This is a genomic window from Bacillus cereus group sp. BfR-BA-01524, assembly GCF_022662595.1.
In the GTDB taxonomy this organism is placed as follows: Bacteria; Bacillota; Bacilli; order Bacillales; family Bacillaceae_G; genus Bacillus_A; species Bacillus_A thuringiensis_S.
Genome location: NZ_JAKUDW010000067.1, coordinates 1 through 19773 on the forward strand (window position 1 = coordinate 1; position 19773 = coordinate 19773).

Below are 19773 nucleotides of genomic sequence, written 5' to 3' on the forward strand. Positions count from 1 at the left end.
CGGAAGTATTTAAAGTGTTGATATTAAAAGGTTCTTGATAAAACTTTGGAGATGTATTATAGTTAATATATACAATACTTCGGAAGTATATTCCGAAGTATCTACGGCATATATAGCGGGTATGAGTTCCGTAATATTAAGTATACTTTCTTGTAACTATACATAAATTTTATTTTTTATTAAAGGTGGTGTGAAATTAGTGTCTAATATATCAATGAGTAGCAATGAAATTATTGATGTACTCTGTGAGAATTTAAATGATGGGATTTGGGCTCTACGTGTACTATACGCTGAAGGTGCAATGCACAAAGAAAAGCTATGGGATTGTATCAACCAATATCATAAAGAATATCAAATTGAGAATGAAAAGGATTATGAAGGAAAAAAGATACTTCCTTCGCGATATGCTTTGGATATTATGACTGCACGACTTGAGGGAGCAGGGTTGATATCTTTTAAACCATTTGGACGCGTTCGAGTTTATGAAGTAACAAATCTAGGTAATGTTTTAATTAAAGAACTAGAAAAACGAGTTGAGAAAAACAACTAAAATATATATTTGAGGGAGGATATACATATGGCAGGCAATTTTTCAGAAATCGAAAGCCAAGGAAATATTAGTTTAAAATTTGGATTCTTAGGACTAGGTATGGGTGGATGCGCAATCGCAGCGGAGTGCGCAAATAAAGAAACTCAAATTAAAAATAACAAATACCCATATCGTGCGATTCTTGTTAATACAAATAGTCAAGATTTTAACAAGATTGAGATTAAAAACGCGGGAAATGTACGTAAAATACAGTTAGAAGGATATGAGCAGGGTGCAGCTCGTAATCCACAGGTTGGTGAGGAAGCATTTGTAAAGCATGAAACAATGATTTTCGAAACGGTCAAGCAGGAATTTGAAGATCGTGATTTCATTTGGATTACTTGTGGCCTTGGTGGAGGAACAGGAACTGGAGCTCTATTAAAGGCAATTGAAATGCTATATGAACATGATTACAATTTTGGATTATTACTTACTTTACCACGTGATGCAGAGGCTTTAAAAGTACTAGAAAACGCAACTTCACGCATTCGTAGTATTGCAATGAACCAAGAAGCTTTTGGCTCAATTGTATTAATAGATAACGCTAAACTATATAGAAAATTTGAAGAGGAAAATCCAAGTGCTTTAGCAAACGAATATACTAGTTATAGTAACAAATATATTGCTGATGCATTACATGAGATTAACTTAGTAACTTCATCATTTACACCGTTTTCAGATACACATTTTGATGCGAGTGAATTTGCTCAAGTAATTAATACACCAGGCGTTTTATCACTAGCAAAACTAGAACTAAAATCAAATCAATTAGACACTGAAAACCCGCTAGGTTACTTGACTCAGTTAGGGAACGCACTAGAAAAAGGCGTTTTATATGATACAGAAAAAGAAGAGCTAGAAAGTGCTAAAAAGAGCGCACTATCTATCGTTACATCACCGCTACGAGCAGGGCGATTATATAACTTCTCTTTCCTTAACCAAATGGAAAACTTCTTAAAAGAAAGAACTCCATATGTAGATGAACGTCCTATAGCTCCATATGTTAATAAACATACAGCGAAAAAAGAAGAGGATATAGTAAAATTCTATTCAGTTGTTGCAGGACTACCATTGCCAAAACGTGTGAGTGATATTATTGATGAGATTACGAGAATTAAAGAAGAACGTGAGCAAGCTAATTCTAAGAAATCAAATGCTGTTTTAAATAAACTTTTTGCATTTGATGATTCAGTACAAGAAGAAAAACCTAAAAAGAAAAAATTGAATTTTGGTGCTGAACCTGAAGTCGAAGTTGCTGATGATTCACAACCAGTAAAGAAGAAATTATCATTCTAAACAAAAGACCGACAAATATAATTTTGTCGGTCTTTTTCTATTTCAATAGCAAAAAGAATCTACAATGCTCAAGTGAGTAATCTATTATATTTTCTGTATGTGTAACATGGCATTACATAATGTGATAGTTTAAATAAATTGTTAGGCCGTCCGAACAATTCTATTCGTATACTTTATCCTTTAATAAATTGTTCGGTTAAAACATGTCTTCCGTCCGAACAATTTTAAAAGAACCAAAAGACTATTTAAATCAATGTTTTTAGCGAATTTGAAGGTAAAGAAGTAATCCAAACTTCAGCGTACGAGTTTTAGTATCTAGATTAGCGTAAATTCAGTTTAAAATTTTAATAATTTACAACAAAATTTTGCTGTAATAAGATATATAGAAATGGTTGTTATTTATTGAATATAAATTCGAATTATGGAGTTGCATATAATGAAAAGCAAAACGTATAAATATACAAGTAAAGGCACACAGAAATCTTTTCGTTTAAAAGAGGCTGATTTATTTGTATTCACATTTTTATATTACAAAAGGCATCTTACTACACGACAAATTACTCAGCTTTATAGTGCATTTGAAGGTAGAGATTTTTCTGAGGATAGTGTGTTTACAAAACTTAATCGTTTTTCAAAATATGGTGCTATCCTGACCAAAAAAATTGATAAAAGAGATGATAGTATAACCAGACGTGCGACATTCTCCTTAAAAGATAGAATGGTTGATTACCTTCAAGAAATAGGAAGAATTCCTGTAGGATCATCAAAACGTAGATATTCTTCTTCAATCTCACTACATACACTCTGCTCACGAGAAATATTAGTACGCACACTTTTAGAAGTGTCTAAGAAGACCAATACGAATAAGATATTATGCGAGCTAGATATTCGCTCATATCATCAAAAACAAAAGAAAACAGAAATTGAAGATGCAGGTTTACTCTTAATTCCCGATGAACATATTTCATATCAAGACAAAAATATTTACATTGAAATGGATATGTGCAAAGAAACCAATGCTACCTTGGTTGAAAAGGTGGGGAAGTATATTGAATATGCACAAAAAAACACTAAAAATATTACTGTTGTTTTTGTTATGTATGATAAATCGATGTTCCTTGCGGAAGATGCAGAACCACCATACGTACGCATGAAAAATCTCTTATTTTCTATGCGTGAGTATCATGAACTTTTAATGAATCTACCAAATCTAAATATGTACATCTGCTCTTTGAAAGAAGCTGGAGATGTTATTTCAGATATCATTCTAGGAATAGATGATAATCAAAACTTTGAACAAGATATTCTTTTACCTTTATCTCAACGTACAGTAGGAGATGCCGATTGGCGCTATGCATTTGTTGAAAAAGTTCAAACATTTAAGGAAACAATAGATGGTGGTCTTAGACGAACGTATAGGAGAGATAAAGATGCTATGCAAGATTTCTTCTTTATTTTTGGGAATGAAAATGATTACCGAATGATTGCTAGATTAGACGATGTTGTGTTTTCAAGAAGAGAAGGTGATGAAGGGGTGCCACTTGTTGTGATCTACCCGAAGCGCAAAAAGTCTAGAGATATACTTTTAATGGACACTTATGACAACGTACTACTGCTATCCCTCCAAAATGAAAGTGTCACTATAGACGCGGATGAACAGATCATGACACGTACTGCAAATAACATTCATCCCAAAAGACGTAAACTTGTAGAATTATATTAATCCATTGTTTTTTATATACTTCTATACAATTTTATTGATTTTTATTTTTTAAGGTGTTAGAATAGCGATTGAACATATAATAAAAACTACAATCAAATCAGAACATATGAATTTAAGGCAAGCGACACACGCTGTTTTTACAGTGGGTGTCGCTTGCCTTTTTTTATATGGAGAAAGGTGGAAAAGTGCATATGAATTTACAATTAGCAACAACTACTAATGGGGGAGTAATCTCTGCAAGAGAGGCCTTTAAAAATCCAGAACTAGTCCTTAAACACATTACAGAAGAAGGGGCAACGTTTAATGTTTCTCTACAAGATATCCAAATTCCAGGAAAGCCGAATTACTTTTGGTATGATGTCATAATTGAAACGGAAACGAATAAAAAAATAGAAGTAAATATTGCGGTACTTTCTCAGGAAGAATACAACCAGCTATGTGAAAGAGATAGTATTGATTTATATTTAAAACAAACTGAAGACGCAGCGAAATTCTTTTTTGAAAAATCAAAGGAACTATTTCAACCAGAATTCAATAATCGATTCAAGTTTAAACATAAAGCTCAATTATATCTGTAAAAGGTAGGTGAGCCTATATGGAGACATTTAAACAACGATTACCGTTATTTACTACACTTGGCTTAATTAGTGGATTTATTCTTTCATTTGGATTCGGTTTAGTAAACTACATCAAGTTACTCTACTATGCATTTGAACCACCGTCTTATCCTATAGAAATTACATATGTACCGCTTATTTTAATGTTCTTCTCTTTACTATTAGGAGAATTTAGCTTTAGGTTTTACAGCCGTATTCCTGCATTGCATGTGAGAAATGGGAAATTAATAATTTTGATTACTTCTCATGTTGCAGTTGATATTCAATTTTTATGGTTTGCAACTGCTCCGATCCATGCAAAGGTTATTCCGTATCTTACGGATAAATCAAAACATGTTAATTTTGGTGAGTATGAGGCCATAGGTCATGTTTTAACAGGGAATTTTCACACACTCACTATGATTTTTGTCTTTTTACCTACAGTATTTATGATTTTATTTACACTTTGGTATAGTGGCCATATTGTTCGTTACCGAGAAGAAATATTAAAGTGGGTACAAAAATACGAATATAAAAATCACAAGTTACAAAAATGGTTTAATAGCCAAGAAGAACAAATATACCCTGACGTAGAAATTGGACCGCATATTGAGCATAAAGAGATGATTCGTATTAAGGGGAAAGATAGAACGCTAAATGGAATCATTATTGGTCCAATCGGTTCTGGTAAAACATCAAGTTTAATTATTCCCATGATTAATCAAGATTTACACTGGATGGTACGTTTTATAAATAAGTTTGAAACAGCGTATAAAAAGAATGATTATGATACAGAAGAAGTAAAAGGAACATTTTTAAATGGTGTGACTGTTATTGAACCGAGTAATGATTTATGTCAAAAAGTATTTAAATTGGTACAAGCACATAAGATCCCAGCAAGCTCGGTTTACTACATTGACCCAACCAATCCTGATACCAAAAATATAAACATTCTGCGTGGACCGGTTGATAAAGTAGCAGAGGTTTTCGCAATGGTTATTCAAGGTTTATCTGAATCTAACAATGCGTTCTTTGAACAAGCCCAGCGTAACCACCTTAAACAACATATCTATTTATTAAAGCTTCACAACCCGCAAAAAGATGTTACCTTCGACGATTTGATTGAGATGTATGACGATGTAGAACGTGTTCACCGTATGAACAAACTATTAAAAATACAGGTCGAAAAGCTATATGATTTTGTTCAAACCGGAGCTGCTTCACGTGATCAAAAAAACGAGTATAAGATTATAAAAGGAATTGATGAGTGGTTTAACAATACCATTCGCGAAAAGATGGATTTTCAAGGTGAACCAGCAGTTTATAAATCGGGAAAATACCGCGGACAACCGATGCATTATGACAGAGAAGAAGAATATGTAAAAGGTTTACGTAACATCTTAAAAGATTTAGCTTCAAACGTTTTAATAAGACGTGTTTTATTTGGAAAATCCGATTTTGATTTCGATATACATCTGGAGCAAGGTGGCATTCTACTTGTTAATACTGCGAAAGGGGAGTTAGCAGACCTTTCAAACGTATTAGGAAAATTTGTATTGCTGAGTATGCAGAATGCGGTATTCCGTAGGGAACCAAACGTCTCACCTTATCATCACATTATTGTGGATGAGTTCCCGGATTATGTTGTTCGGCCGTTTAAAGAATTCCCTGCACAATCTCGTAAATATAAAGTAATTCTAACAATCGCTAGCCAAACACTATCTCAATTAGCTCTCGACTTTACAGAGCAATATATGTTTACCTTACTAGGCTCATTCCGTAACAAAATGATATTTGGAGATGTAACGCCATATGATGCAAAAATTTTCTCTGACATGTTCGGTGAGAAAGAGGAATTTAAAGAGGCAGAATCCGAACAGGGTATTTCTCCTATGCAAGATAATCCTGTTAGTCGACTAGGATCAACCTACCAAAAAGCGAAAGAAGTTGTTATGTCACCAGGGGATATCATGGCACAAGGTGCATTCATCTGTGCTGCTCGTATAGTACAAGATAATCATGTGCAACCTGTACAACAAATTACAAGTAACTTTGTACCAAAAGAAGAATTCGCCCAAGCAATCATTCAAGTAGATATAGAAACAGGGCAATATTGGGAAAATGAACGTCTTCGTCTTATTAATGAATCTATTGCAAAAGCAAATCCTATGAAGCATGTAGACGCAGAGAACATGAAAAAAATACAACCTTTGCCGGCTTTACAAGAGGATGAGATGAAACAAAATAGCTCTGTAGAAACAACTGAAGAGCAACAGCACATTGTATCATTGGAAGATTATAAGGTACACAAGTCTCATAATGAAACCTTATCTAATGAACCTGCAACTATGGATCAGCAGGGAGATGTTGATGTTGATGTTGATGTTGATGTTGAAGCTGAAAATAAGTTGTATGAAGATATTAAGGAATTTATTATTGAATCACAGCAAGTCTCGCCATCTATTCTGCAAAGAAATTTCAAAATTGGCTATATGAAAGCTATGCAATGTATTGAGAAGTTAGAACAAAATCTAGTTGTAAGTTCTTACACAGGGGATGGTCCTCGTAAAGTATTAATTTCAAATAGTAGTAGTATACCAGAAGAACCAAGTGTTAATAATACTCATACTTCTGACAATACTATTTCACAGAAAATAGCGATTCCAAGCGAAGACAAAGGAACCGTACAAGAGGAAACACATATAGAAAGTATAAGCACTGCAATAACAGAACCAGTCATAACCGAAGAAATAGAGGAAGTCATTGATATAGAACCACTTCTAATAGATGAATGCCATGAAATAAACATGGAAGTATCAGAACTAAACAAAGAATTGTCTATTACTATGCTAAAGCAAGATTGGAATACGGATTCCATCATTTATTCCAGGATTCCCGATGAGATTGAACCACTGCTAGAAGGATTCCCATCAGATGGACTTCCCGTTCCAATAATAGAAACTGCAGAAATAAATATAGAATCTACTTCAATTCCAGTTACAAAAACAGAGTCAGACGAAACATATGTAGAAATCAACACGATCCCAATCGCAGAAACGCTTAATCATACGGAAGAAAATAAGCTTGATGAAGATGTAGCAAAAGTTTACGAATCTATTAGTATTACAGTTCATGAAAACTTAGAAAAAAATAGGGGAGATCTTTCGAGAAATGATGAGAAGCAACCAGAATATAAACGTATGAGCTACAAAGAACGTCAAGAGCACTTAAAATCTCAGCAAAAAAATAAGAATAACACTACACAGTCACTGCTTAATAATATTGAGAAGCCAAAGCAAAAAACGTCGAACGTAATGAGTAAGGAATTAAACAATTTATTTGATTAATAGTTTGTAAACCTTAAATTAAATCTAGTATTGGTATCGCCAACATTTCGGAAAAAAACACGCTAAGCCAAAAATACAATAAGCTGCCCATATCGGCAGCTTATTTACATAATTTTCGAAAGTGGAAGTTAAAAGTTTTTAGTTTCTTGCTCAATTAAAGCACCCGTTTGTTTAAGTATATTTTTTCACAAACTCACATTAAAAAGCATTTATTTATCTATTTTAAATGCGGTTTCACTAATAATTAAACTAAGTTGAAGCCTTCCTAACCACTTTTCAGAATCACTTATAATCCTCGTAATTCCGTTAGTATCTTCGTGGTACTCTAACCCTTCAACTTGAGCGTATTCCACATTCAACTTAGCAATTCTATGAATTATCATTGCCCACTCTGCATCTGTCATCTTTTCTTTCGAAAAATTATTGATATTATTCGCACATTCCCTTGAAAAAGAACAAGAACCTGCTGTTATATCAACTTCCTTACCTAGCTCTAAAGAACAGATTTTGTTTGTTATCTTTTCCGTTTCAATCCATTCCAATGGGTGTGTGTTCATTGCACGTTCAGTACGTCCTAAAATAAGGTAATCGTAATTTGGCATATCTGACACCATATTCTTTAATTCATCTAAATGATTCTTACTCCAAGTTAACAAACGGTCAAAGTCACAATAATGAAAATACTGACATTGACCTGTAAGACCAAATTTCACAACTTCTCTTCGTGCCTGAGCCGCTCCCTTCTTCGGAATTATCTTCACATTAAATTGACTTCTTTCTATCTCTTTAACTAATTCAATAGACGACAAATCGCTAATGGTAATGAAAAGTTCCCCATAAATCCCCTCAAGGTCCTTTTGTAATTGTTGAAAAAGCTCAATGTTTATTCCCTTGGGGTCGTGAGTGACCGTTAAAAGTGCAACTTGCGACACAATATCCACCTCAAATTTTTATCTTTGAATTCATAAATTCAACAAAAAACGCAAATATTCCTGTTTCTTGTTGAACTAAACTGCCATTTAGTTGAATAAGGAACAGTGTATATCCTATACATGTTAGGTTGACATAACGTCTCATTATTGGTAGCAAGAGAAAAGGCGCATACCTACTTTCACAGGGTATGCGCCTTTTTGTTTTTCTGTGACTCTATTCATTTTTTTATACATTTCTAGTATGCCTCGTTTTTAGGTTTCCCGTTTGTTACTGGATTACTCGAAAAATAGTATAAAATTTTGCTTACTCTTAGCTTGGTTTTTTCCAAAATACTAGCGGTCCCCCTAGTAAGGCTGCACTCTTAATTTTGATTTAACCTATAGCAAACTTATGATTTTAAAATTATTCTTGCATTTGAGTAGAAATACCATTATATTTGTATTAACAACTATATAAATAAAACATAATTTACGTGAAGGACACACCTTACGTACCATCCCAACGGTACAGGTGTGTCCTTTTTTACGTTCTAGGAGGAAAATATAATGGCAGAAGAAAAGACAAACACTCAAACTGTAGAAGAACTTGGAATGGTTTTTGAATCAGAGAACCCACAAGGTGAAACACTGTTAGAAACAAACTTTAATCAATTTGAGCGAGTACGTGAACATGAACTAGAGGAATTAGCCCGTATGAAACGTGAGCGTACTGTAGGAAAAGGCTTAATTACAGTCGTATCCGAAAAGCTATTCCCGACTAAAAACGGAAAGTCTGAGCGTATACAAGTGCTTACAATGCAAATTGGTTCTCATACAACAGCATATTGCCCAATTACAGAGGCAGGTATAAACATTCCTAAAAATCCTCAGTGGCTAGTTGGTAGAACAAAGCCTGTTATTATTGAACACTTCCAAAAAACTGAAGAAGGCAACTTTGCAGTTGTATCTATCACAGCAGGAGAAATAGCACTTCAAAAAAGGCTATATGAAGAAGTAGAAACACAAGAAGGAAATAAAGTATACACAGGAACCGTTTCGGGACATATACCATCTGCACAAACTGTTCTAGTTGAAGTTCATGGTGTAACAGTAGGAGTAAGATATTCACAATGGTCTCATTCATTCGTTCGCTCTGAGGATATTGTAATTGGTGATATTGTAGAACTTGTCATCGATAAAGTAGTAGAAAAGAATGGCCGCTATGAGTTTAGAGGGAATAAAAAGATATTAGAAACAGATCCAATGGAGAAGCTATTAGAACTAAACAAACGCCGTGACCGCTTTATAGGTAAAATTGTAGGTGTAGATGCAATTGCTGGGATTTTCGTTGAGGTTGCACCAGGTATTCAGTTTAAAGGACTAAAGAGCCGTAATCTGGCTAATCCAACTCCAGAAGATGCAATTAATCAAACAATCGTTACATGTGAGCTGCTTAATATTGATGCTAAAAATAGAAGAGGAACTGTACGTATCCTAAATTATCCGCAAGGCCAAAGTAAAAAATCTAATTCGTCAATTTACCAATTTTAATGGATGATTATGCGTACAATAGAGGAACAATTGTCTACTTATATTCCTTCAATTCCTCATTTATCAAATGAGGATGTACAGGGACTTCAAATATATCGAATACATAAACTAGATAAAACCTATGTATTCCATTCTTATGACGAATTAGTTAAGTTTAAGCAGCGTTTAACAGAAGAACAATATGCATTACTCACTTTTATTGGTGTGCATATGTCCGTTCGATTCAATCATTTATTATATTTATTCAAAAGTAAATATTCACGTAAGAAAATAAATGATGCACTTCAAGGATTACTTTACTATCGTCTAATTGAGAAATGGCAAGTAGAGATTTTTGATATGGAGATCTTTGAAGAAACATATACTTTATCCGATAATGGTTATAAACTCTTAAAGTACTGGCAAGGAAATATGTTTTTCTTTGCTCCAGAGCGAATTGATAATCATGGTAAATATATTCACCTCCGTTATTGGCATGATATAGACTTACTTTGTCATTTACGTTACGCTCCATCATTTTTAGGACATATTATGCACCCATCTATTAGTAAAGGAATTTTTACCCCTCCTTTAAGTTTTGCAGTGCAAGGCGGAGTAGATCAAGTGTGTAATTTCGTTGTATACTCCACTCTATTAACAGATAATAAGGGGCGCTTAAAACGTATCATTGCCAGCTGGAAAGATTTCGTAGAGTCAGGAAAAGATGTTGTTATAAAAGATTTAGGGAATAGCCCTACAATCCTAGTTATTTATGTTTCTACTAAAAAACAAGCAAAACAAATTAATAATGAACTACTACTCGATTTAATTCCTGGTAAAGTATTGCTATGTATAGGGGAAACCTTACATATACAAGGATTACAACATGCATTTTACCAGCCCCTTACAGAAGGTGAGATTAAACAATTAAATACAAAGCTATTCACAGCAAACTAAGCCCCCCTTACAAACTATCGCTTTCTTTTAAAGGGGGCTTAGTTTGTAAATAAATAGATTATATCAAGTAATACCGTGAAGTTTTCCTACTAGTCCTTTATATTATTTGCAATTGCTCTTTCCTCTTTTAAAAAATATCGTCTTGAATATCCCTCGAAAAATAAACAATATTTCACAATTAAATTTTTATCTTTCTTAATTTTTCTATGTTCTTTAATAATTCCAACATTAGAATTTTTTTGAGATACAGATAAGATTTTATTAAGCTCATTACTAAAAAGGAATTCAAATTCTTCCCTTTCAACAGAAAGAAGACTAAGTATTTGCATATATGCATCCACTAAGAACTTTTTTCTTATCGCGTGTGTTTGCATAAATAGGTGGGTACTAAACTCTTCTCTTTTAACATTAATAGACAATATTGTACGCTCTATTTCATTTAATACAGACAATAGACTACTCTTGGTTATTTTTTTCATTTCTCCTTTTCTATTAACTTGCTTTGGCTGAATTAAAGCAGTTAAACAACTTATTATATATTGACATGCTTCTTTTAATAAGGCAGTCCTTTCGGCTATACGTTGTAATACTTGTTCTAAATTAGTTTCAAAGTTCTTCCTATCTTTCACAATACTAATAACATATTTTTCATAATCCTTTTGGAATTCATTCTTTTTCTCGTAAAAACCTTCTGCATAACAAAGATGATCAGTATACAATATCGGTAACATGGTAGAAAAACCCTCATAAAAATCTATAATTTCTTGCACCTTATTTACTCGGATTTGTTGAGTTTTTAATCTATTTATATTCATAATTTCTCTCCATCTATTTTCGTTTAAAATGTACATAATTAAGGACAAAAAAACAAATTTTCAAATATATATTATGTTGTTGCAGTAATTTTACACTAGAGTTATTATCAAAACACCCCAACAAAGGAAGGTGAAAAAAATGATTAAATCTCAAAAAATAGAATTTGAGGGATACAGTAACTCTATGCAAAGAAATTACTATTCTATCAGATTTTATAATGAATTTGATAAAACTAAATTTGCAATGAACTTTAACTTAAGACTTATTGATCCATGCATTCAAGCTGAACCAGATTTATATGACCCGTTAGTCATTAATGTTAATTTCGTTAATTATAGCGAAAAATATGTACTATCACTCATTCATCAATTTGCCATTTAAATTTTATATTTGTATTAACAACTACAAAGAGTAATAGAGCTAACCAGTCTATTACTCTTTAGCACAACCTTTTAACCATACTACATGTTACTCCTAGCATACATTTTAATCCACTAATCAAATCAAAAAAATTTTGAAGTATTGTGTGAAAATTAATAATCCTGTATCTACCTCTATACAAAGTACGGATTTTGCGAAATAATATTCTTTGACACCTTTATGCAGAAAAAACAATATATACAAATATAATTATTCCGTGTAAAGGAATATATTTGAAAGGGGTAACACATTGCTACGTATACAACGAGGTTACATGTATGATCCAGATGATAATGAGGTCATTGTGAACGAAATTTTCTACAACGCTGCATCTGAACAAAAATTAGGCAGCAAAATGGGTGTGTTTGCTGCAGACAAGCTACCTACTTCTATTTTTGAAAAAGTTCAAGAAAACGAAAGTATGTCTTATATGGAAAGTATGGAAGTAGAAGAACAAACCATTCCAGAAATACTTTGTTATTTAGACCAAAATCAAAAGCCAGAAAAACTTTATTTTGAAATGCAGTACATGGATTAATACCAAGAACTGAAAATAAGAGGGGATTTTCAGCAGGAAAAACAAGGGAGCTATTATTAATACATATAACAACCGCATAGAAGGTCCCTTCTTATCTTCATTCTATTAAAAACAATTGAATATCATATAAAAATAGATTAATATAAACGTATATTTATTGTTTATTTGATTCCGTTTATTCCCACACCTTATTGTGTTGTGGTTGAGTTGTAGAAGCAAGTTTTGTTTCTTGTTTCAATTGTGAAAGGGCTTCTTTGAGCCGATTAGTGTATATATAGCTTATTTTGCTATGCACGTTTTTAATCGACTTAAAGAAGCCCTTTTTGTGTTGTCTTTAAGTTAGGAATCACTTGTACGTAGACCTTCGGGGCTAATAATATGCGAAATAAAAAAGTATACCTATTGTGTTTTTTTATTTCATTTAGAGGAGAGATTATATGGAATTTTATAAAGTATGGCATAAGAAAAAGAATATGAAAGTCATTAATACTCATAATAACCGTGAAACAATGGGCCTTTATTTAACAGAAACATATCCTATCTTCGATTGTGTAAGGTACCTAAATGTTTAAGAGTTAAGCACACAGGTAATAACCATTAAAAAATAATGTGAATAACAGCACTAGGTTTACAGCGTTTCTTATTATTGTTAAAGATTTTTGAATTTGACATAAAAGAAAGAGATTAATTTCTAATTCATAGTAAACTAGATAAAGAGTGGAATATAAAAATTAAAAACTAGAGAATATATATAGAAGTAGGGTACTTGTTGCAATGCTAAAAACACTAGAGATTAGGATTTGTAAACCAGAGAGGAGTCATATAATATGATTACAGTTAACCGAGGGTATATGTACGATCCAGATGATAATGAAGTTGTAATTACTGAGATTTATTATGAAGCTGCTACAGAAACTAAATTAGGGAGTAAGATGGATAGCTTATCTTATTCAGTTCTTCCTAATAACATTAAAGAAAAAATAGAAGCAGTTACTTCATTATCCTATATGGAGAATATTGAAATGTCACAGCAATTAGCTGCTGTATATCAGAATGAAATTAATAAGTATGGAAAACCGGAAAAATTGTACTTCGAGTACACAAATATGTAAGAAGAGAGAAGGCATTGAACAACCTAGTTCAATGTCTTTTTTTGAATAAATTCACAGAGTTAGGAAAAATAGAAATAAGGTAAGTAACTTTTACTGTATTCATCTTAAGTTCATATTTGCAGGTGAGTATTCAGTAACAGGAGTTAGCTTAGATTATAATCTAAGCGGGATTAGGTTTCTAAAGTAAATATATAGGGGGGCGTAAAGGAGGCATATTTTTATGTCTCCTTCTTTTATTATGAGGACATTTAAAACTATCCAATTCGCAATGTTTACAAATATTAAGCATTACATGTTACTGCTTACAAAGATTGAGCCAATATTAGAGGAACCACATCATGACTATAAGCTATTTCAATTTATGTGCAAGTTAGAGATGAATCAAATATATGAAGCACTTGAAGACCAGAGGAATGATACTTATATAGATTCAAATGCCCATCCAGTATATATACATACACTTATTAAGCAGGCGAATTTACTTCAATATGCTATTTCCATTGTTCAGGAGGAAGGAGTTATTCATGCTGCATCGATACTATTGATGCACTCATTTGACTTGTACACCGTACATAGGATTACAAATTTATCAATTTCATATCTAAGAAACTTAGGGAATACACTTTCAAAATAAAACTAGGGGGATATCTACAATCAGCATTATTATCAATATTGCAAAAGGAAAAAAGCTTGTACCATATATTATTTTAATAAGTAAAAGAGGGAATAGTAGTGCAGACGGTAGCCCCTTATAAGAATTCAAGCAGGGATACGAATGTTATCAAGCATTGCAAAACGTTAGAAAACAATAAAAAAAATATATAATAGCAGGGAGAAGAGCAACGCATGTATAATATACTTAAACGTCAATTTAATTACATTATCCGAGGGGTGATTTGGATTAACGAAGAGGTACAAAGGGAATTGGACCTATTGGTGCAAAAGATTCGTGAAACAGTGTCTTCTGTCCAAAAAATCATCCTTTTTGGCTCTCATGCATATGGCACACCAAATGAAGACAGTGATTTTGATCTCTGTATTGTTGTGGAAGGTGTAGGAGAAAGAAAAAGAGAAGTCATTAATCGTATCAATTGGGGGATTTACGATGTAATGGAAACACCAGTTGATATTTTAGTGTATGGGCCAGAAGAGTTTCAAGAGCGTGCTAGCCGTAATGTAACTATGGAACATAAGATTGCACTAGAAGGGACGGTCCTATATGAGAAATATTGAGGATCTAAAAGAGTGGGTAACCATTGCAAAATCTGATTTAGATTCTGCTAGTTACTTAACTCACATGAAACCTTTCCCCACTGCAATTATTTGTTATCATAGTCAACAATGTGTGGAGAAACTTCTAAAAGGATTTCTTGCACTAAACGGTAGACCAGTCCCTAAAACTCATAACCTTTTAATGCTGCACAAATCTTGTTGTAGATTAGATGAGGAGTTCTCATTGATTTTAGAACAATGCGTGCAGCTAAATGGTTATGCTACAGACATTCGTTATCCATATTTTGAAGCCCTTACTGTTCAAGATGGGTTAATAGCTATACAACATGCTCAAAAAGTAATGCGTTTTTATAAAGAGACCTTAAACAAGCTAAATATAAATGAAATCGTAATCGATTAAATATAGAGGAAATACATAAAAGAGAGTGCCTTACTAAGAGACTCTCTTTTTCTATCTCAAAAAGAGGAGGAATGCCCCATACATAAAAAAAATCTTATTTTTCTATGGGGATAAAAATAAAATGATGGATATATATAAAGAAATTAAAGAGGAGGCGAAAAAAGTCTATTTATCTCGCGATTGTTGTTTTGTAGGTTACAGCAGGGGAAAAGATAGTTCTGCTATGTTGACATTGCTATAGGATGCTATTTCTGAGCTGTCGCTAGAGGATCGTACAAAACCTATTCATATATTAACTTACGAGGTTGGGGTAGAAACACCTGTTATGACTGCTTATATCTCACGTACATTAAAGAAAACTGCTATGTATAGCTGTTCGGGCTCTTCAGACCAAAACAAAAAGCATAGTTAATTCCTATGCGGATACCCATGCTTTTTCTTGTTATTTCATTTGTTTTTTTACATTTTGTGCCTCACAAGTGACCGTTATCAATTATTTCTCCTTATATAAAAACAAATAACGATAACAATTGTTATCGTTTTCCGGCAGAAGACTCCTTCCTCAAAAATGTGAAGGTGTGAAACACCAATTTTAAGTGGGAGATTAATGTCGGTTGGCATAAGCCAACCTGTTTGCTATCATTTACTTGTACAGATTGCTCTTCGAAAACTGAAGATATGAGGTTGGTTGCAGAAAAACGTTGCAACCGGAAAATCTTCAACGTTCTTTCGCCCCATGCTTGCCGAAGTTGCGAAAACCAAGCTAAAGTAGGGAGTGTGGTGCGTCAACGTACAAGATACTTATGTTTTCACCGTAGGGACTACGGGTAGAGCCTGCTAAGATAACCGGTGGATACATTGGTGTTCGCAGGAATCTCCCACTTCAAAAAGTCCGTAAGGACGTTAAGTGGTGAGTAGTTCAAAGCTCTGGACTGATATTTAAACAGGCTATCTCTTTAGTGATTTTTTCTAATGCTTCAGCTTGCGTCCTTCTCTATACTCCGCTTTATTAAGGGACTATACTCTAACTTAAAATTACTTTGATAATCATATTACGAACTCTTTTTATTGCTACTATTATTCAGTAATTGCTCTATTTTAGATTCGTCGATTAATACGTTGGAAGAAATTGTAGGTGCAAGTATAAAACCAGGTTGTTGCCAGTCAGCTAAAGTCAATAAAACTGCTACAGTCGGAAGAAAATACAATTGCCAATCTTCATCGTTCAAGCCAGCACGTCTTGCTTCTGGTTTCAGCAAGCCAAAAGAACCATCCTCCTGTTGTTGATCAAGTAGCCATTCTAATGACCATTTACAAGCAATATCTTGTTGTAAATTGAGGTAAGCACAGGTTCGTAACAGAACACTAACTACTTCTATATCCCAATACCGGGCATAAGAGACAGCCAAATTTGGTAAAATTGTGGTTAAAGAACCACAATCAATGGGATGACGGCCATATGTAGTAGCATTTGATAAATTCTGGCAAAATTTTAATGTTTGTTGACGGTTCATATTAACCAATTCTCCTATTGTTGGCCAAGTATACAAACTACTTTTTTGCTTTTGTAACTTAACCTTAAAGCCACTATGTTGGAGAAGATTATAGAGAAGATTTAACTCGTTTGGCAGTGGATCAAAATCCTGCAAAACCTTAGCATATTCAAGTGACAAATCAAATAAGCATGGATGAATAATCTCCTGTTCTTGTAGAAATTTATGTACTTCTACTGCTAAAACCGGGTCACCGGAATATGTCCGGTAATCAAAAGGTGCAATTTTTTCCACAATCTGATTTAAGTTAAAAAGGACTTGATTTTCCAATTGACCATTAACCATCTGTGTTGCCCATATACCTAATAAGCGCTGAAGTTGACGTACTGTATCTTGTGGATTTATATCTAACCGAATTAACCAATTTTGTGCTTTTAAAATAGCTTTAGAATTTAACATTATATATCTCCTATTAATTAGTATAAATATTACGACGTATATAAGATCCGCAGAAAAGAATTCCTATTAAAGTCGTATGGTAACAATTCTCAAATAAATTCTTTTGATCTGGAACCTCATTAGAAAGAGAAAAATGTGGTCCCGGTAAAGCACCATCCAGTCTCCAAGCCCGTAAAAATTCTAGAGCAGCAGTTTTAAACAAAGATGTATTACTTCTCCCTAATGCAACCATGTTAATTAATAGTTCACCTGTAATATCCCAATCTGCCTTCTTCCAATAATATATCAACAAAGATTCTAAAACTTTTATTACATCTTGATTTTCATCTCTTGGTAAGTGCATCGTTAATCCACAGAAATCAGTCAAATAAAATAATGTGTGAGTGATAGAATAAACTTCCCATTCAGATAGAAAAACTGGGTTTGGACAAAGACCAAGAGTTGTAGATCTGTAAATGGATTGCCAATCTGGTGGTTCCTCCATTAAACCTGCCTTCCATTGCATATATTGTAATTCCAAGGTACGATATGGAGTTTTTTCTGAACAGTTTGGATAATTGTATTTTTGTATACTTCCCAATGCTTTTTCATATTTTTCCAATCGATGACCTGCCATCCGTAACGTCATATACGCTATGAAATAGTGATCAAAATGATTGGGCATTTTACGTGCACACTGTACAATTAATGGATCATCAAAGAAATCCAACAAGAATTCTTCAATAGGAATTGTCTGCAGCTTCAGTCTAGAATCATTCCATTGATTTATAAAACTATACATAAGTGCCAATTCTGTAATCTCTTTCATATTTTCAGGGTTTGCTACATTCTCAGGTACAAACATTGGCAAATTCTCTATAGTCCAATTCAAACCACGGGTAACACAGGCTCGTAATTCTCTGTTAAAATCATCTGACAGTGAATTATTCTGAGGCTCTATTTTACTCAAATTTATATCTCCTATTCTTAAGAGGCAGGATTAAAGACTTCCTTTACCTCGTAATTAAGTTATAGTCTTTAATCCTACGATGAACACTCTTTTTATTACAAAAATAATGCTACTCCTTTACAACAATGCAGTAATTGCCGTTGCAAGCCACAAACCCACTTTTAGCAGAAAGACCCATTTCAGATAATTCTTTTGAAAAATTAGCTAATTTTTCTTGATCTAAATTTAGCATTTCTTTTTTTACTAGAGCCTTTAAAATATCCTCATGTTGGTTAGACATTTCAACACCTCCTTATTATTCAATAAACAGTATTTCCTAAATCATCTTTTAAATACATATATTTCCTTTAGGGTGATTATTAATTCTAAAATAGTAAGCAAAGCTCTATCACTCTCAGTTACCTTCAAACGCTTTAATCTTTTGCTCAGAGAGAATACTCAGTATCTTTACATGGAATAATGAAGGATTGGGCTAAAATATAAGAGAATATGATGAAAAAGCTAGTACGAAGCTTTTGTATGCTGCAGAGTTTACAAATAGACTTTCTAGATTAATAGAAGCAGGGGAAATACTATCCGAAGAGACAAACCATTTCTTTGCAAAAATACTTAAGAAATTAGGAAACGAGGCTTTTTTAATAGCTTAACATGTAAATAGAAGCTATATTTAAAGTGACTACCAGTAACGTAGGTACTTTCTTTAAATTAATAGTAAGATGATACAATGTATTAATTAATATATAGAGAATATAGGGGGATGAATTATGCGCCTATACATATTAGAAATTACTACGGAACATAAAATCAGTTTTATTAATGCAACATCAATAGAAAAGGCCATAGAAGCATTTAAAAGGATATATAAACATTATGAAGAACAAGTACCATTTTACGTTAGAGAGATACATCCGAGTGAAAAAATCATATTGGATACAATAAGTGGTGAAATACATTGCATAGGAGACAATAGCGTTCTAAAGAAATGTTTGGAGAATCTTATGCACTTATATACTCCAATTGATTGGGTTCCTACACTTGTACTATATCAAGATATAAAAACTGATCCGATTTCGTTTACTATACATAAAGAATGCCTTATAAAAGGAAGCCCTGAATATAACGAGGTTGGGATGGATGTTTGGAAAAGCGCTCTCCAGGTATCATTAGATGACCACAGAGAGGTTTGGAATGCCCTAAAGACATTTTTACACATCCAGGTACTTTCTGTATTCGAATTAGAACAAGTAATCAAAGTTAATGAAATAAGGTGATAATAATGGAATTCGAAGAACTTATACAGTTTGTAGAAGAAAATAAGCAAGAGCATTTTCAAGATATAATTAGTCAGAACGAAGCTGCAATTAAAAAGATAGGTGCGGAAAAGTAAGAAGTAATCAAAGAAAA

At 33.1% G+C, this 19773-nt stretch carries 20 protein-coding genes and 1 pseudogene; 16 read left to right on the forward strand and 5 right to left on the reverse strand.

The window, feature by feature from the left end:
- Window positions 1-214: 214 nt before the first annotated feature.
- The 5 genes from MR170_RS21260 to MR170_RS21280 all read left to right on the forward strand — a co-directional run bounded on the left by MR170_RS21260 (window position 215) and on the right by MR170_RS21280 (window position 7551).
- Window positions 215-550: a hypothetical protein gene (locus tag MR170_RS21260; RefSeq protein ID WP_063676691.1), complete on the forward strand. Its 336-nt coding sequence runs from the start codon at window positions 215-217 to the stop codon at window positions 548-550.
- A gap of 27 nt (window positions 551-577) precedes the next feature.
- A complete protein-coding gene (gene repX / locus MR170_RS21265; protein ID WP_242309157.1) occupies window positions 578-1885 on the forward strand; it encodes an FtsZ/tubulin family protein in 1308 nt (435 codons plus the stop codon).
- Window positions 1886-2321: 436 nt separating this feature from the next.
- Window positions 2322-3608, forward strand: a complete 1287-nt coding sequence (locus MR170_RS21270) for a replication-relaxation family protein (protein WP_242309159.1) — start codon at window positions 2322-2324, stop codon at window positions 3606-3608.
- A gap of 191 nt (window positions 3609-3799) precedes the next feature.
- Window positions 3800-4186, forward strand: coding sequence for a hypothetical protein (locus MR170_RS21275; RefSeq protein WP_063676510.1), 387 nt, complete (start codon window positions 3800-3802; stop codon window positions 4184-4186).
- A 17-nt stretch (window positions 4187-4203) separates the two neighbouring features.
- A complete protein-coding gene (locus tag MR170_RS21280; protein WP_242309161.1) occupies window positions 4204-7551 on the forward strand; it encodes a DNA translocase FtsK in 3348 nt (1115 codons plus the stop codon).
- A gap of 209 nt (window positions 7552-7760) precedes the next feature.
- On the opposite strand, the gene MR170_RS21285 is transcribed toward MR170_RS21280, so the two are convergent.
- Window positions 7761-8483: a hypothetical protein gene (locus tag MR170_RS21285; RefSeq protein WP_242309163.1), complete on the reverse strand. Its 723-nt coding sequence runs from the start codon at window positions 8481-8483 to the stop codon at window positions 7761-7763.
- 546 nt (window positions 8484-9029) lie between these two features.
- Between MR170_RS21285 and MR170_RS21290 the strand changes: the two genes are divergently transcribed.
- Both MR170_RS21290 and MR170_RS21295 read left to right on the forward strand, forming a co-directional pair.
- Window positions 9030-10013: an RNA-binding protein gene (locus tag MR170_RS21290; protein WP_098349533.1), complete on the forward strand. Its 984-nt coding sequence runs from the start codon at window positions 9030-9032 to the stop codon at window positions 10011-10013.
- 9 nt (window positions 10014-10022) lie between these two features.
- Window positions 10023-10949 (forward strand): hypothetical protein, encoded by a 927-nt coding sequence (locus tag MR170_RS21295; protein ID WP_242309166.1) that lies wholly within the window; start codon window positions 10023-10025, stop codon window positions 10947-10949.
- Window positions 10950-11038: 89 nt separating this feature from the next.
- Here the strand turns inward: MR170_RS21295 and MR170_RS21300 are convergent, their stop codons facing one another.
- A complete protein-coding gene (locus MR170_RS21300; protein ID WP_242309168.1) occupies window positions 11039-11764 on the reverse strand; it encodes a hypothetical protein in 726 nt (241 codons plus the stop codon).
- A gap of 139 nt (window positions 11765-11903) precedes the next feature.
- Between MR170_RS21300 and MR170_RS21305 the strand changes: the two genes are divergently transcribed.
- From MR170_RS21305 to MR170_RS21335, 8 genes and pseudogenes are all read left to right on the forward strand, one after another.
- On the forward strand, window positions 11904-12146 hold the full coding sequence (locus MR170_RS21305) for a hypothetical protein (protein WP_000597682.1): 243 nt from the start codon (window positions 11904-11906) through the stop codon (window positions 12144-12146).
- Window positions 12147-12459: 313 nt separating this feature from the next.
- On the forward strand, window positions 12460-12723 hold the full coding sequence (locus tag MR170_RS21310; RefSeq protein WP_000272218.1) for a hypothetical protein: 264 nt from the start codon (window positions 12460-12462) through the stop codon (window positions 12721-12723).
- 437 nt (window positions 12724-13160) lie between these two features.
- Entirely contained in the window at window positions 13161-13295 is a 135-nt protein-coding gene (locus tag MR170_RS32285) for a hypothetical protein (RefSeq protein ID WP_276575646.1), read from the forward strand.
- Window positions 13296-13550: 255 nt separating this feature from the next.
- Entirely contained in the window at window positions 13551-13835 is a 285-nt protein-coding gene (locus MR170_RS21315; protein WP_242309170.1) for a hypothetical protein, read from the forward strand.
- 220 nt (window positions 13836-14055) lie between these two features.
- Entirely contained in the window at window positions 14056-14469 is a 414-nt protein-coding gene (locus tag MR170_RS21320) for a hypothetical protein (protein WP_242309172.1), read from the forward strand.
- 212 nt (window positions 14470-14681) lie between these two features.
- The gene (locus MR170_RS21325; protein ID WP_242309174.1) at window positions 14682-15068 is read left to right on the forward strand and encodes a nucleotidyltransferase domain-containing protein; all 387 of its coding nucleotides are present in this window, start codon (window positions 14682-14684) and stop codon (window positions 15066-15068) included.
- The gene (locus MR170_RS21330; protein ID WP_242309176.1) at window positions 15055-15468 is read left to right on the forward strand and encodes a HEPN domain-containing protein; all 414 of its coding nucleotides are present in this window, start codon (window positions 15055-15057) and stop codon (window positions 15466-15468) included. Before MR170_RS21325 ends, MR170_RS21330 begins: the two co-directional genes overlap by 14 nt.
- A 121-nt stretch (window positions 15469-15589) precedes the next feature.
- A pseudogene (locus MR170_RS21335) lies at window positions 15590-15826 on the forward strand (phosphoadenosine phosphosulfate reductase); the annotation flags it as partial.
- 694 nt (window positions 15827-16520) lie between these two features.
- On the opposite strand, the gene MR170_RS21340 reads toward MR170_RS21335, so the two are convergent.
- From MR170_RS21340 to MR170_RS21350, 3 genes are all read right to left on the reverse strand, one after another.
- On the reverse strand, window positions 16521-17420 hold the full coding sequence (locus MR170_RS21340) for a hypothetical protein (RefSeq protein WP_242309178.1): 900 nt from the start codon (window positions 17418-17420) through the stop codon (window positions 16521-16523).
- Between the two features lie 13 nt (window positions 17421-17433).
- Entirely contained in the window at window positions 17434-18369 is a 936-nt protein-coding gene (locus MR170_RS21345; protein WP_242309180.1) for a DUF6895 family protein, read from the reverse strand.
- Between the two features lie 109 nt (window positions 18370-18478).
- Window positions 18479-18649, reverse strand: a complete 171-nt coding sequence (locus tag MR170_RS21350; protein WP_170951630.1) for a hypothetical protein — start codon at window positions 18647-18649, stop codon at window positions 18479-18481.
- Between the two features lie 484 nt (window positions 18650-19133).
- Here MR170_RS21350 and MR170_RS21355 point away from each other — a divergent pair, with 484 nt between their 5' ends.
- Entirely contained in the window at window positions 19134-19640 is a 507-nt protein-coding gene (locus tag MR170_RS21355; RefSeq protein WP_242309182.1) for a hypothetical protein, read from the forward strand.
- Window positions 19641-19773: the final 133 nt, after the last annotated feature.